A 13,772-nucleotide genomic window follows, 5' to 3' on the forward strand; every position below is an offset into this window, starting at 1 on the left:
GCTGCGACGGCGTACTGTTATGCGCAGGAGGCAGGGAATTTCAGTTAAGTATTAAACTAATTAATGTAATTTGCAATTAATAACCCCACCCGGACAAGCCGGAGGAATAGACCGCGGAATTTCCAGGCCATGCGCGACAAGCGGAGTCCGCAAAACCCGTCAGAAACGCCGCTCGCGTATTTGCCCCAGAAAGGCGTTGACGGCGACGGCAGATGCCGTCCAGCAAAATAATAAAGCGCGACGAAGAGCAATAACCCGCAGAACTTCAGCGGGTTAACAGGGCTATGCGCCAAGCGGCGGACAGTGATAAAGCAACGGCGCGGACTTAGTGCCTGAGGATATACATCGTCTGGCTATAAGCCACATCTTCCGGATTGGTTATCGGATATCCCTGCACCCAGGGTTTGATCAAACGGCCGTTGGTATATTGGTAAATGGGCGCAATCGGCGCTTGCTCGGCTATCATATCTTCCGCTTTATTGTAATCCGCGCTGAGGCGCTGCGGATTGGTTTGCCGGCTGGCCTCGGCGAGCAGGCGATCATAGGCGGGATCATTAAACTTGGCGATATTGCCGCTATGGGTGGCGGTCAATAATGACAGGAAGGTGGAAGGCTCGTTGTAATCCCCTACCCAGGAAGCGCGCACCACGTCAAAGTTACCGGTATTGCGGCTGTCGATATAGGTTTTCCATTCCTGGTTCTCCAGCTTGACGTTTACCCCCAGCTTTTTCTTCCACATCGAGGCCACGGCGATAGCGATTTTTTCGTGACTTTCCGACGTGTTATACAGCAGGCTCAGGGTCAGCGGTTTCTCCGGGCCGTAGCCTGCCGCTTTCATCAGCACTTTTGCCTCGGCGTCCAGCTCTTCCTGGGAATGCCGCTGCAGGAAATTCTGCTGCGGCGTGAAACCCGCGGTGACATCCGGGGTAAAATGCCAGGCGGGTTTTTCGCCGGTGCCGACCACTTTTTCGGCGATAATTTTACGATCAATGGCATAGGACAGCGCCTTGCGCACCCGCACATCGTCGGTGGGCGCGCGCCGGGTGTTGAACGCGTAATAGTAGGTGCCCAACTGGTCCGGGGTATAAACCTGGCCGGGAATATCCTTTAGCAACTGCTGGTAGCGGTTTTTGGGGAAGGATTCGGTGATATCAATATCGTTGGCCAGGTAGCGATTCAGGGCGGACGATTCCTGATTGAGCGGAATAAAGGTTACCTGGGTTAATACCGTATGCTGATGATCCCAGTAATGTTCATTGGGCGTGAGGACGATTTTTTCATTTACGACCCTCTCGTGCAGGGCGAAGGCGCCGTTGCCCACCAGGTTGCCGACCTTGGTCCAGTCGTTGCCGTATTTTTCCACCGTGGCGCGATGCACCGGGAACAGGCTGAAATTGGCAGTCAGGCTGGCAAAATACGGCACCGGTTTGCTGAGTTGCACCTTCAGGGTGTAATCATCCGGCGCGCTGACCCCAAGCCGTTCTGCGGGAAGTTTCCCGGCGGTGATGTCTGCTGCGTTTTCCAGGCCGGCCAGTTCGGCGAACCAGGCGAAGGAGGACAGGTTTTTCGGGTCGGCGAGACGCCGCCAGCTGTAGACAAAATCATTTGCCGTGACAGGGTCACCGTTTGACCAGCGCGCGTCGTGGCGCAGGTGGAAAATAAAGGTGCGGTTATCGTTGGTTTGCCAGCGGGTCGCCACCCCCGGGATAAGATTGCCCTTGGCGTCCTCATTGACCAGTCCTTCAAACAGATCACGCACCACTTGGGCTTCGGGCAGGCCGACCACTTTGATCGGATCGAGGGAAGCCGGTTCATCTTTGATATGGCGCACGATGTGCTGCTGTTCGGCCAGCTGCGTGCCTTCGGGTACCGTGGCGGCCCAGAGATTGCCGCTCAGGGCGATAATAAACGACGCACATAAGGTAGGGTTGAAACGCGGCATGGCATTATCCTTGTTATCGTAACCGGTGCAGAGCGGCCCGGCGCTTTCCCGGTGTTTTTCCTGCCAGGGATAATAACGCCGGACGTTTTGCGCTAAAGTAGATGAATCAATGTAACGTATTATTTTCGGTCAGGAAACAGTATGGAGTTATTTCAACCACGCGCGCGGCGGGGAAAGCTGCCTTCCCTGGGCGAGCCCTACGGCCGGTCGGTGCTGGGCGCGCCGTTGCTTTTTTTCCCGGCCGCCGCCCCGGCCCCGGATACCGGGTTGATTATCGCCGGTACCCATGGCGACGAAACCGCAAGCGTGGTGGCGCTGTCGTGCGCGCTGCGCACGCTTGGCCATCCTGCGCGTCATCATGTGATCCTGGCGGTAAATCCGGACGGCTGCCAATTGGGATTGCGGGCTAATGCTAACGGCGTGGACCTGAACCGCAATTTTCCCGCCGCCAACTGGCGGCCGGAGGAGACGGTGTACCGTTGGACCAGCAGCGCGGCGGAGCGGGATGTCTTGCTGTCCACCGGCGCCGGACCGGGCTCGGAGCCGGAAACGGCGGCGTTATGCCGATTGGTGGCGCGACTCGCCCCCGCCTGGGTGGCGTCTTTTCATGAGCCGCTGGCCTGCGTGGAAGAGGCCGTGCCATCGCCTTTGGGCGCCTGGCTGGCGGCGCGGCTGGCGCTGCCCTTGGTGACAAGCGTGGGCTACGAGACGCCGGGTTCGTTCGGGAGTTGGTGCTCAGATCGTGGTCTGTCCTGTATTACCGCCGAGCTTCCCGCCGTGTCGGCCGACGCCGCCACCGATCGTTACCTGGCGGCGCTGGTTGAGCTGCTGAACTACGATGGGAATGCCGGGCGCGAGACGCTTATCCTTTAACCAGCCGGTTTTAAGTCCGGTATCGGCGGCCATACCCTGCCATGGGTGTTCGGGTGGACGGGAAAACCACGCCCGATTCGACCCCATCGGCACGGTGTCCCTTTAACACGTCTTGTGTAGGTTTGGCGATCGCCGTCCTGGTAATATTGGGCTTTCGCGAAGATGAATGTCGCCATGGTGATGTCGCTGCGGCGGGGGTTTCGCTTGCTGTGCGTGAGGGTGCCATGCGTTAGGGCGCGCCAGGGCATATGTCGCTTTGGCGAAGGTTTCGCTTGCCGTGCGTGAGGGTGCCAGCGTTAGGGCGCGCCAGGGCATATGTCGCTTTGGCGAAGGTTTCGCTTGCCGTGCGTGAGGGTGCCAGCGTTAGGGCGCGCCAGGGCATATGTCGCTTTGGCGAAGGTTTCGCTTGCCGTGCGTGAGGGTGCCATGCGTTAGGGCGCGCCAGGGCATATGTCGCCTTGGCGAAGGTTTCGCTTGCCGTGCGTGAGGGTGCCATGCGTTAGGGTGCGCCAGGGCATATGTCGCTTTGGCGAAGGTTTCGCTTGCCGTGCGTGAGGGTGCCAGCGTTAGGGCGCGCCAGGGCATATGTCGCCTTGGCGAAGGTTTCGCTTGCCGTGCGTGAGGGTGCCAGCGTTAGGGCGCGCCAGGGCATATGTCGCCTTGGCGAAGGTTTCGCTTGCCGTGCGTGAGGGTGCCAGCGTCAGGGTGCGCCAGGGCATATGTCGCCTTGGCGAAGGTTTCGCTTGCCGTGCGTGAGGGTGCCAGCGTCAGGGTGCGCCAGGGCATATGTCGCCTTGGCGAAAGTTTCGCTTGCCGTGCGTGAGGTGTTCATATGTAGTGCCGGGCGCCGGCAAGCGACAAAGAGGCCGTACCGCGACGGCCTCCTTGACCTCCGCGCGCCCGGCAGATCGCGCGTCGCTACGCGATGCCTTCCGCCGCCAGTTCCCCCGTTATGCACCGGCCCGGTTAGCGCTCCCGGCGCAACCGGGCCTTTCGCCGCTCCCGGCGGCTCATGCCGGGGTCACAGGCGCCGTCAGCGCGCTTTATGCCGGTCCACATGTCGCTGTTGGCCATGCGTTTTATGAAGTGACTGCGGCGCTGTTGCTTAGGATAGGGACTGGCGTCGGGATAGGATTGACCATCATGGGATGCAATTGCTGTGGAATGCAGCTGACACAACGAAATGTTGGACATGCAGTCTTGCAGTCTTGCAGTCTTGCAGTCTTGCAGTCTTGCAGTCTTGCAGTCTTGCAGTCTTGCAGTCATCATTCAACTTTAAGCTTAAGTTTTAACAGTAAGCATTACGCTTTCAACCATTAGCCATTAGCCATTAACCATCAGGCTGTACACTTTAGCGCAAAATGAATACTGAGACCTTTCCCGGTAAGCACATACCGCTAAGAACCCCAAAACGCGGTTTTACTCACAGGCGATGGTGTTGACGTGGTGCCGGCATAGAGTGCGCCGGCAGCGCGCATCACGGCTGGATGAGCCGCCGGGAGCGGCGAAAGTCCGGTTTGCGCCGGGAGCGCATACCGGGCGGTCCACAAGCCGGGATGGGTGATGCCGGGCACCGCGCAGCGGCGCACGACCTGCCGGACGCGCGGAGGTCAAGGAGGCCGTCGCGGTACGGCCTCTTTGTCGCTTGCCGGCGCCCGGCACTACATATGAACACCTCACGCACGGCAAGCGAAACCCCCACTGGTGCAACATAAGCCATTTTGCCTTCCGCAAATGACCCCCCGCCGCGGCAACATAAGCCATTTTGCCATCCGCAAATGAAACCCCTGCCGCGGCCACATAAGCCGTTTTGCCATCCGCATATGAAACCCCCACCGCGGCAACATAGGCCATTTTGCCATCCGCAAATGAAACCCCCGCCGCGGCCACATAAGCCATTTTGCCATCCGCAAATGCGCCCCCGCCGCGACAAAATAAGCCTCCCCGCCAGCCGCCAGCGCCCCCGCCACGATTGGTGACTTCACTTACAAAGTTTGGCGAAAAGAGCGGCGGACGGCAGACGAAGCCATTTTAGTCCAGGGTGATGGAGCCGCAGCCGAAATTGAGGTGCGGTTCGGCATCCAGCGCCAGCCAGGTCGGACCGTCGAGATCGATAAACCGCGCCCCGGGCGTCAGCGGCAGCGCGGCGGCGATAGCGCGCGAGGTGCACAGCATGCAGCCGAGCATAATGCCGAAACCCTGTTCCCGCGCCTGTTGCGCCAGCAGCAGGGCTTCGGTAAGGCCGCCGGTTTTATCCAGCTTGATATTGATCATCTCGTAATTATCCCGTAATGCGGGCAACTGCTGGCGGGTGTGGCAGCTTTCGTCGGCGCAGATGGGCAGCGGATGGATAAAATGCTGCAGCGCGGCATCCTGCTCTGCGGGCAGCGGCTGTTCAAGCATGGCCACGCCCAAATCCGCCAGCAGCTGGCAGCGGGACGCCAGCCCTTCCGGTTGCCAGGCCTCGTTGGCGTCGACAATCAGCGTGGCGTCCGGCACCGCGGCGCGGATGGCCACCATGCGCTCGGTGATAAGCCGGTCGTCAAGTTTGATTTTCAGCAGCCGGGCCCCCGCCTGCCAGTAACCCAGCGCCGCCTCGGCCATGCGCTCCGGATCGTTGATGCTCAGCGTTTGCGCCATGGCGATGGTTGCCGGCAGCGCCACGCCCGCCCTTTGCGCCAGGGTTTGGCCGGCCAGCTGGCGTTCCAGGTCCCAGAGCGCGCAATCGACGGCGTTGCGCGCCGCGCCGGCCGGTAACAGCTGCTGTAATACGTCGCGGGTGATATCCTGTTCCACCGGATGAACCACGGCGGCGAGCTGTTCCATGACCGACTGCTCAGTTTCGCCATAGCGGGGATAAGGCGTGCATTCGCCAATGCCCCGGACGCCGTCCTGTTCTATCTCCACCACCACTACCCGGGCTTCGGTACGGCTGCCGCGCGCAATAACAAACGGCGTATGCAGCGGCCATGCCTCCGGATAGAAACGCATTACTCTCATTGTGACCCCTTAGATAAGCAATAATAAATCAAAACTAAACAACCCTGCCGGCAAACACAAGGTCATGAAGATATTTACGCGGCGCGGCGCGGGCGTCAGCTTTCACCCTCTTCGCCGGATTTTTTGGCGCTAAGGCCGTATTCGCGCAGCTTATTGGCAATGGCGGTATGGGAAACGCCCAGGCGTTTGGCCAGTTTGCGCGTGCTGGGATAGGTTCGGTAAAGGCGGGTCAGCACGGAACGTTCGAAGCGTTTGCTGATCTCATCCAGGGACCCGTCGAGGATTTCCTCCGCCATGGGCTGCGTCAGGTCGAAATCCGGCAGATCAATATCGGCGACGCGCAGTTCGTCCCCGTCCAGCTGGGCCATGGCGCGGGTTAAAACATTTTTCAGCTGGCGTACATTGCCCGGCCAGGCATAGCGGTTAAGCATAGCGGCCAGGTCGGGCGCGACCCGCGGGCGGGGGATGCCCTGCTCATCGCAGAACTGGGCGATAAACAGCGCGGCCAGCGGCATGATATCGTCCGGCCGGTCGCGCAGCGGCGGCAGGCTGAGCGTCAGCACGTTCAGGCGATAATAAAGATCTTCGCGAAACTGTCCTTTATGGACCAGTTCCAGCAGGTTTTTCTGGGTGGCGCAGTAGACGCGCACATCCACGTGCATTTCACGATCCTCGCCCACGCGGCGGAACGTGCCGTCATTAAGAAAGCGCAGCAGTTTGTTTTGCATGCTCGGCGACATCTCGCCAATTTCGTCGAGCAAGACCGAGCCGCCGCCGGCCTGTTCAAAAAAGCCTTTTTTGCCCTCAAGGGCGTTGGGATAGGCGCCGGCGGCGTGGCCGAACAATTCGCTCTCCGCCACATCATCCGGCAACGCGGCGCAGTTCAGCGCCAGGAACGGGTGTTTGCCGCGCCGGCTGCGCAGGTGGCAGGCATGGGCCAGCAAATCCTTGCCGGTGCCGGTCTCGCCGGTAATCAACAGCGGCGCATCCAGCATCGCCAGCCGTCTGGCGCGATCGAGGGTTTGGCGCATGGCCTGGCTGACGGCGATGATATGGCTGAATTCGCTATCATCGTTCGGCGCGTGTTCCTGCAGTTGGCGTCCCATGCGCACGGCGGATTTCAGCAATATCACCCCGCCCACCGTGGCGGGCTGTCCGTCTTCGCCGGTCAGCTGAACGGGGGTGATTTCCAGCAGATAGTCCTGGCCCTGGATCACCACCCGCAGGCTTTCGGCGGCCTGCCGGCCGCCCTCAAGCCAGCGCACGACGTTAAAACCGCCGATCAGCTGGTTTACCGGCTGTTGGTGCAGTTGATCGGCGCGTTGGCCGAACAGGGCCAGCGTGGCCGGGTTAGCCAGTTCCACCCGGCCTTTGAGGTCGATGGACAACACCGGCTCCGGCATGGCGGCCAGGATGGCTTCCAGCGCGCGGTGCTCGCGCTCGGAGGGCATAAACGCGACGGTATGCACGTCGCAGACGCCGGGGATGCGGCGGATTTCCGCCATCAGCGCCCGAAAGGTGTCGATTTCAAGCGTAGTCAGATTAAGATGGATCCGCCCGCTGGGGTCGATTTCAATACCGCGCAAATCGATACCGCGCGCTACCAGTAAATCCAGCAATTCCCTGGCCAGACCGAGGCGGTCCTGACAAATAACTTCCAAACGCATGTACGCCTCTTACCCGTGATGACAATATTGGCTACATAATACGTGGCGACGCGTCCGGGATGAAGTCATCTGTCACAAAAAGTTGCCAGGATGGAAAATTTTCCGCCCGGCGCGGGCCACGGCGCAGCGGACGGGAGCATCAGGGGGCGGGTTTACGCTCCATCAGGCTTTTCAACTGGCCGATAATTTCCCGCCTATAGTCCCCCAGGCGCGGTTTGTCGCCCTCTATCCAGGGCAGCGGACGACACAGTTCCATGGCCTTGATGCCCAGGCGCGCGGTCAGCAGGCCCGCGCCCATGCCCTGGGCAACACGGGCGGAGAGGCGCGCGGTCAGGTCCTGCGACATCCAGTCCAGTCCCACTTCGCGCACCCATTCGCTGACGCCGGCAAAGGCGATGTTCAGCAATACCAGCCGGAATAACCGGATGCGGCTGAAATACCCCACTTCAATGCCATACAGCGCCGCCACCCGGTTGATAAGCCGCAGATTGCGCCAGGCGATAAACCCCATGTCTACGATGGCCAGCGGACTGACCGCGATCATCAGCGCGGACTCGGCCGCGGAACGGCTGATTTCCGCCCGCACCCGGCCATCGATGACCGGCTGCACTATTTTGGCGTACAGCATAACCACTTCACGATCGCTGTGGGTATCGTGCAGCATCGCCTGCCAGCGCCGCAATGCAGGATGGGCATCGTCAATTCCGGCCTGGCTGGCCAGGCGCAGGCAGAACGCGCGACCCTGGCCCAGCGCGTGGCTGCGCAGCAGCTCCCCGGCCCGGTCGCGTTCCCCGGCCCGTTGGCGCAGGCGATATAACCGCCGCCATTCGGTGGCCAGCGACCCGGCGCCCGCCAGGACAAACAGGGCGCCGGCGCCCAGCCCGCCCAGCGCCAGCCAGTCGTGCTGCTGCCAGGCGCGCGCGGCCCACAGCGCCCCCTGCGCCCCCGCGCTGACGACCAGCAGCCCGGTGCCGGCAATGACCATGCGGCGCCAGATACTGCGTTTCGGCCGCAGGGCGTTGACCAGCAGTTGCTCCGCCCGCCCTTCCTCATCCTGCTCCTGCTCCGGCGGCGTCAGCGGATGAAACTGCGCATCCTGTAACTGCTCAAAGGTGAGCTTGGCGCGCAGCGCGGGCTCCGCCGGCGGCGCCAGCGGCTTGTCCGGCTGTGGTGGAAAATCGATACGGGGCTTTACGGGATCGTTCATCGTAGTTTATCTCCCAATAAAAACTCCATCACCGCATCCAGGCGGATGTGCGGCAGCGGCCGGTCGGGGTCCATGGCGCGCGGACGGAAATTTTCGAAGGCGAATCCCTGTTCGCGCCAGAAGGCGGCGCCCGGCAAACGGGCCGGCACGTCGCCCGGATAAAAGGTCAGCGGCTGGTTGTCCTCCAGACGATGTCCGTTCAGGGCGGTAATGGCGCCGCCCTGATGATCGACCAGGCCGTTTTGCGTGGCCTGCACCGAGGCCAGTCCCGCACAGTCCATGGTGATGCCTTCGAACGCGGCATTTTGCCAGGCGTCCTGTACCAGTTGCTGCAATAGCGACACCAGGTTGGCCTGCTGATCGGTGGTGACGTGATCGGCCTTGCTGGCGGCAAACATCAGCCTGTCGATACAAGGCGAAAACAGACGGCGGTACAGGCTGCGCTTGCCGTAATGAAAGCTTCTCATCAATTGGGTCAGGGCCAGGCGCATATCGTTAAAGGCATGGGGGCCGCTGTTTAGCGGCTGCAGGCAGTCGACCAGCACGATTTGCCGATCGAACCCGGTAAAGTGCTGCTTATAAAAGCCCTTGACCACTTCCTGGCAGTAATAGTGATATCGCGCGCGCAGCATGCCGAGATTGGACGTTTTTGCCGCCTGTGCCAGCCGTGCCTCGCCGTCGTCCGTCACATCGGGCCAGGGGAAAAACTGCAGCGCCGGCGCGCCGGCCATATCGCCCGGCAGGACAAAACGCCCGGGCTGGATAAAGTGCAGGCCCTGGCGCTTGCAGTGCAGCAGGTAATCGGTATAGGCGCCGGCGATATCCGCCAGCGCGCGCTCATCGGCCGGCGCCAGTGGGTCAAGCGCGGCGCACTTCGCCAGCCACGGCGCCGCCCATTGCGCCCTATCGCCCTGCAGCAGGCCGTGCATCTGCCGCGACCAGGACAGGAAGTCCTGCTCCAGCATCGGCAAATCCAGCAGCCATTCGCCGGGGTAATCGACAATTTCCAGATACAGCGTGCCGGTATCCTTGATATGGCGCCAGAGGGAATCGCGTGAACGATAGCGCAGCGCCAGGCGCATTTCGCTTACGCCGCGCGTCGGCACCGGCCAGGCGGGCGGCGTGCCGTACAACGCGGCGATGCCCTCGTCATAGGCAAAGCGCGAAATGCCCAGATGGCGCTGGGGCACCCGCTTGGCCCCGAGCAAACGGCCGTCGCGCACGGCCGAAAACATCGGCAGGCGCGCGCCGTTATTGACCATCAGCAATTGATTGACAAAGGAGGTGATAAACGCGGTTTTGCCGCTGCGGCTCAGTCCGGTAACCGCCAGGCGCAAATGGCGGTCCAGGCCGCGGTTCAGCAACGCGCCGAGATCATTTTGCAGCCGGCTCATAACGCTTTCAATGGGTAAGGGGCATAAAAAAAGCAAAAAAACCGCACCGTGGCCTGAGCGAACATATATTCCTCCTGGTTGAAAGAAGTCTATTATGTCGCCCAATGGCCTAACAAACAAATTTCCGCCGCCGATGCCGGACGGGCGAGCTCACCTCCGGGCCGGCGCCGCGCCAACCGAGTAGTCCATGTGCTGCAAATCCGCCATAAGCGACGGGCCGGTCGGCTCCCACCCGAGCTGCCGGCGCGTCCAAACGCCTGAAGCCCGCAGATCCATGCCGGCGAACATGGCGAACCAGCCGAAATGCGGTGCCGCGTCCCCGCCCGACAGCGAAACCACGGGCACGCCAAGTCCCGCGCCGACCCATTGCGCGATGTCGCGCGCCGGTATCCCTTCTTCGGCCACGGCATGATAGCGCGCGCCCCTGCTGCCCTTGTCCAGGGCGAGCACATAGAGCTTCGCCACATCAAGCACATGGGCCGCCGGCCAGCAGTTGGCGCCGTCGCCGACATAGGCCGCCACGCCCTTTTCACGCGAGATGGCGATAAAGGGCGTAATCAGCCCCTGTTTAACGGTGTCGTGGACCTGAGGAAGCCGCACCACGCGCACGTCTATCCCATCCTCGAGCAGCGCATGGCCCGCCAGCTCGGACGCCACGCGCGGATTGGGATGGTTGGCGTTAAAGACATCCTCCGTCGCGGGCTGGCCGTGGCCGGCATCGCCCATGCCGGTACCGGAGGTAATGATAAGGGGGCGATCGGTGCCTTTAAGCGCGGAGCCCAAGGCGGCGATGGCACGCCGGTCCTTTTCGCAGTTCGCCGCGAAGTGGGCGAAATCATGATCGAATGCGGTATGGATAACGGCGTCGGCCGCGGCTGCCCCGGCGCGCAGGCTGTCGAGATCTTCCAGGGCGCCGCGATGGGCTTGCGCGCCGGCCGCCTCCAGGGCTTGGGCGCCGGCGTCGGATCTTGTCAAGCCGAGGACATGATGTCCGGCCGCCAGCAGTTCGGGTACAATGCGCGCGCCGATAAAGCCGGTCGCGCCAGTGAGAAATACGCGCATGAAATACCTCCTGTGTGGTCGTGCAGCAAGTATTCTCCTAAAGTCCGGGCGATAAAAGTAGTGGCTTTATCCTAGTATAAAGAGTAACAGGATCGCGGTATCCCCCGGCACGCCATCCCTTACGCGCCTTGGCATGACATACAGTGCCGGCAAGGCGTTACAGCTGGCGAAAGCGATTGCGCACGCCGAAGGTGTCGGAGGTGACGTAACGCTCTACCTCGCGCAGTTGCTGCTCGCTGTCCTGCAACTGCAATTCCAGCAGTTCGATCTGCTGGGCCGGCGGCATGCGCGAGCGGCCGGCCGGCGCTTCGTCAGCCGGCGCCGGCTCGAGCCAGTAGGCCAGGATGGCATAGGCGGCGAGGGTCAGCAAAAACAGGCCGAAGAACATCGACAGCACCACGATAATGCGCACCAGTTTCACCGGTACGTCCAGATAATGCGCCACCCCGGCGCAGACGCCTTTGAACATGCCTTCTTCCGGCCTGAGGTAAAGCGGCTGTTTAAAAGGTTGAGCCATATCATTGCCTCCAGTTGGGGTGTTCGGCATCCAGTATATCTTCCAGCGCCCGGATGCGCGCCTGCATGCGCGCCGCCTGTGCGTTGAGTTCGGCCAGGCGGCGGCTGTCCTGCGCCTGCAATGCCGAACCCTGCCTGCGGCGGCTGTTGTAATGCAGCCACAGCCATATCGGCGCCACGAACAGGATGAAAATGGTCAGCGGAATGGCAAGCACAATCGACACGGCTTCCATGATGGCTCCTTTAAGTGGCTTTTATTATTCGCTTTGGTTCATTTTGGCCTTCAGCGCCGCCAGCTGGGCGCTGATTTCATCATCCGCCCGCAATTCGGCGAACTGTTGGTCCAGCGATTTCTGCTTGCCGAAACCGACGCTTTCCGCTTCCGCTTCCATATGATCGATGCGCCGCTCAAACTGCTCGAAGCGGGCCATGGCCTCATCAATCTTGCCGCTGTCCAGCTGGCGGCGGATATCGCGCGACGAGGCCGCGGCCTGGTGGCGCAGGGTCAGGGTTTTCTGGCGGGCGCGGGTTTCCGCGAGCTTATTTTCCAGCTCGCCGATTTCGCGTTTCATGCGATCGAGGGTTTCCTCGATAACCGCAACATCCTGGCGCAGGGTGGCGATAATGGTCGTCAGGCGCTGTTTTTCCATCAGCGCGGCGCGCGCCAGATCTTCTTTGTCTTTGGCCAGCGCAAGCTCGGCTTTGCCCTGCCAGTCGGCCTGCTGGGTTTCAGCCTGGTCGATGCGCCGCAGCAATTGTTTCTTTTCCGCCAGCGCCTGAGCGGAAGTGGTGCGTACCTCGACCAGGGTGTCTTCCATTTCCTGGATCATCAGGCGCACCAGTTTTTCCGGATCTTCCGCTTTATCCAACAGTGCGTTGATGTTGGCATTCACAATATCGGTAAAACGAGAAAAAATACCCATAGCTTGATCCTCTATAAACAGTCATGGCCGAAAGATGTCGTCATCCTTCACCACCCTATCATTACAATTACCGTGCCAAGAGCGCTGATAATTTAATTTATTGATTTAAAATAACTTTTAAAATTGACGGCGCCGATGCGTCAGTTATAGTGAATATTATTACCAATTATTGGCGAAATTAACCATGACCGAGACCCATGATAATCTGCTGGGGCAATCCAATAATTTCCTCGAGGTGCTGGAGCAGGTGTCCCGCTTGGCGCGCCTGACCAAGCCGGTGCTGGTGATAGGCGAACGGGGCACCGGCAAAGAGCTGATTGCCCGGCGGCTGCACTACCTGTCGCCGCGCTGGCAAGGCCCGTTTATCTCCCTGAACTGCGCCGCGCTCAATGAAAACCTGCTGGATTCGGAATTATTCGGCCATGAAGCCGGGGCGTTTACCGGCGCGCAAAAACGTCACCAGGGGCGTTTTGAACGCGCCGACGGCGGTACCCTGTTTCTTGATGAACTGGCCACCGCGCCCATGCTGGTGCAGGAAAAATTGCTGCGGGTGATTGAATACGGCGAGCTGGAACGCGTCGGCGGCAGCCGGCCGCTGCAGGTGGATGTGCGGCTGGTCTGCGCCACCAACGCCGACCTGCCCCGCCTGGCGAAAACGGGCGGCTTTCGCGCCGATCTGCTGGACAGGCTGGCGTTCGACGTGGTGGCGCTGCCCCCGCTGCGCGAACGGCCGCAGGATATCATGGTGATGGCCGAGCATTTCGCCATCCAGATGTGCCGGGAAATAGGGCTGCCCCTGTTCCCCGGCTTTACCGCCCGTGCGCGCCGCACCCTGCTGGATTATGGCTGGCCGGGCAATGTGCGCGAACTGAAAAACGTCGTCGAGCGATCTATTTACCGCCATGACACCACCGAACGGCCGCTGGACGCCATCCTGCTGGATCCGTTTGCGTCGGTAACGCCGCCGGCGGAGACGGCCGTCCCGGCGGCGGACGAACCGGCGTCCCTGCCGCTGGATTTGAAGCGCACCCTGGATCAGCAGGAGCGACTATGGGTGGAGCGCGCCCTGGCGCAAGCCCGTTATAACCAGCGCCAGGCAGCGGACCTGCTGGCGCTGACCTATCACCAGCTGCGCGGCATGATGAAAAAACACGGCATCAGGGTGGGCGGCGGGGAGTAACGATCAGG

At 61.2% G+C, this 13,772-nt stretch carries 11 protein-coding genes; 2 read left to right on the plus strand and 9 right to left on the minus strand.

Going from position 1 to position 13,772, the window contains the following annotated elements; translation table 11 throughout:
* Positions 1 to 325 precede the first annotated feature (325 nt).
* On the minus strand, positions 326 to 1,942 hold the full coding sequence (locus tag ACL2XM_RS09820) for an ABC transporter substrate-binding protein (RefSeq protein WP_410015177.1): 1,617 nt from the start codon (positions 1,940 to 1,942) through the stop codon (positions 326 to 328).
* A gap of 141 nt (positions 1,943 to 2,083) precedes the next feature.
* Here ACL2XM_RS09820 and mpaA point away from each other — a divergent pair, with 141 nt between their 5' ends.
* Positions 2,084 to 2,815: a murein tripeptide amidase MpaA gene (gene mpaA / locus ACL2XM_RS09825; protein WP_413732814.1), complete on the plus strand. Its 732-nt coding sequence runs from the start codon at positions 2,084 to 2,086 to the stop codon at positions 2,813 to 2,815.
* Positions 2,816 to 4,846: 2,031 nt separating this feature from the next.
* Here mpaA and ycjG read toward each other — a convergent pair.
* The 8 genes from ycjG to pspA all read right to left on the minus strand — a co-directional run bounded on the left by ycjG (position 4,847) and on the right by pspA (position 12,584).
* Positions 4,847 to 5,815, minus strand: coding sequence for an L-Ala-D/L-Glu epimerase (gene ycjG, locus ACL2XM_RS09830; RefSeq protein WP_410015179.1), 969 nt, complete (start codon positions 5,813 to 5,815; stop codon positions 4,847 to 4,849).
* A 95-nt stretch (positions 5,816 to 5,910) separates the two neighbouring features.
* The gene (gene tyrR / locus ACL2XM_RS09835) at positions 5,911 to 7,482 is read right to left on the minus strand and encodes a transcriptional regulator TyrR (RefSeq protein WP_413732815.1); all 1,572 of its coding nucleotides are present in this window, start codon (positions 7,480 to 7,482) and stop codon (positions 5,911 to 5,913) included.
* 139 nt (positions 7,483 to 7,621) lie between these two features.
* On the minus strand, positions 7,622 to 8,689 hold the full coding sequence (locus ACL2XM_RS09840) for a YcjF family protein (RefSeq protein ID WP_413730468.1): 1,068 nt from the start codon (positions 8,687 to 8,689) through the stop codon (positions 7,622 to 7,624).
* The gene (locus ACL2XM_RS09845; RefSeq protein ID WP_413732817.1) at positions 8,686 to 10,083 is read right to left on the minus strand and encodes a YcjX family protein; all 1,398 of its coding nucleotides are present in this window, start codon (positions 10,081 to 10,083) and stop codon (positions 8,686 to 8,688) included. The genes ACL2XM_RS09840 and ACL2XM_RS09845 overlap by 4 nt, the downstream gene beginning before the upstream one ends.
* A 150-nt stretch (positions 10,084 to 10,233) precedes the next feature.
* The gene (locus ACL2XM_RS09850) at positions 10,234 to 11,145 is read right to left on the minus strand and encodes an SDR family oxidoreductase (protein WP_413732819.1); all 912 of its coding nucleotides are present in this window, start codon (positions 11,143 to 11,145) and stop codon (positions 10,234 to 10,236) included.
* 157 nt (positions 11,146 to 11,302) lie between these two features.
* Positions 11,303 to 11,662 carry an envelope stress response membrane protein PspC gene (gene pspC / locus ACL2XM_RS09855; RefSeq protein WP_410015184.1) on the minus strand — a complete coding sequence of 120 codons (360 nt, stop codon included), beginning with the start codon at positions 11,660 to 11,662 and terminating at the stop codon, positions 11,303 to 11,305.
* Between the two features lies 1 nt (position 11,663).
* Positions 11,664 to 11,885: an envelope stress response membrane protein PspB gene (gene pspB, locus ACL2XM_RS09860; RefSeq protein WP_410016551.1), complete on the minus strand. Its 222-nt coding sequence runs from the start codon at positions 11,883 to 11,885 to the stop codon at positions 11,664 to 11,666.
* 33 nt (positions 11,886 to 11,918) lie between these two features.
* Positions 11,919 to 12,584 carry a phage shock protein PspA gene (pspA, locus tag ACL2XM_RS09865; RefSeq protein ID WP_413722801.1) on the minus strand — a complete coding sequence of 222 codons (666 nt, stop codon included), beginning with the start codon at positions 12,582 to 12,584 and terminating at the stop codon, positions 11,919 to 11,921.
* A 184-nt stretch (positions 12,585 to 12,768) separates the two neighbouring features.
* On the opposite strand from pspA, the gene pspF reads away from it, so the two are divergent.
* Entirely contained in the window at positions 12,769 to 13,764 is a 996-nt protein-coding gene (pspF, locus tag ACL2XM_RS09870; protein ID WP_413732821.1) for a phage shock protein operon transcriptional activator, read from the plus strand.
* The last annotated feature ends 8 nt before the right edge of the window (positions 13,765 to 13,772 follow it).

The sequence above is a fragment of the Sodalis sp. RH20 genome (assembly GCF_047324205.1).
Lineage (GTDB): Bacteria > Pseudomonadota > Gammaproteobacteria > Enterobacterales > Enterobacteriaceae > Acerihabitans.

Bases quoted from the DNA above. Each gene is read 5' to 3' on its own strand.
- ACL2XM_RS09820 (WP_410015177.1), bottom strand. From the start codon at position 1,942: ATGCCGCGTTTCAACCCTACCTTATGTGCGTCGTTTATTATCGCCCTG.
- mpaA (WP_413732814.1), top strand. From the start codon at position 2,084: ATGGAGTTATTTCAACCACGCGCGCGGCGGGGAAAGCTGCCTTCCCTG.
- ycjG (WP_410015179.1), bottom strand. From the start codon at position 5,815: ATGAGAGTAATGCGTTTCTATCCGGAGGCATGGCCGCTGCATACGCCG.
- tyrR (WP_413732815.1), bottom strand. From the start codon at position 7,482: ATGCGTTTGGAAGTTATTTGTCAGGACCGCCTCGGTCTGGCCAGGGAA.
- ACL2XM_RS09840 (WP_413730468.1), bottom strand. From the start codon at position 8,689: ATGAACGATCCCGTAAAGCCCCGTATCGATTTTCCACCACAGCCGGAC.
- ACL2XM_RS09845 (WP_413732817.1), bottom strand. From the start codon at position 10,083: ATGAGCCGGCTGCAAAATGATCTCGGCGCGTTGCTGAACCGCGGCCTG.
- ACL2XM_RS09850 (WP_413732819.1), bottom strand. From the start codon at position 11,145: ATGCGCGTATTTCTCACTGGCGCGACCGGCTTTATCGGCGCGCGCATT.
- pspC (WP_410015184.1), bottom strand. From the start codon at position 11,662: ATGGCTCAACCTTTTAAACAGCCGCTTTACCTCAGGCCGGAAGAAGGC.
- pspA (WP_413722801.1), bottom strand. From the start codon at position 12,584: ATGGGTATTTTTTCTCGTTTTACCGATATTGTGAATGCCAACATCAAC.
- pspF (WP_413732821.1), top strand. From the start codon at position 12,769: ATGACCGAGACCCATGATAATCTGCTGGGGCAATCCAATAATTTCCTC.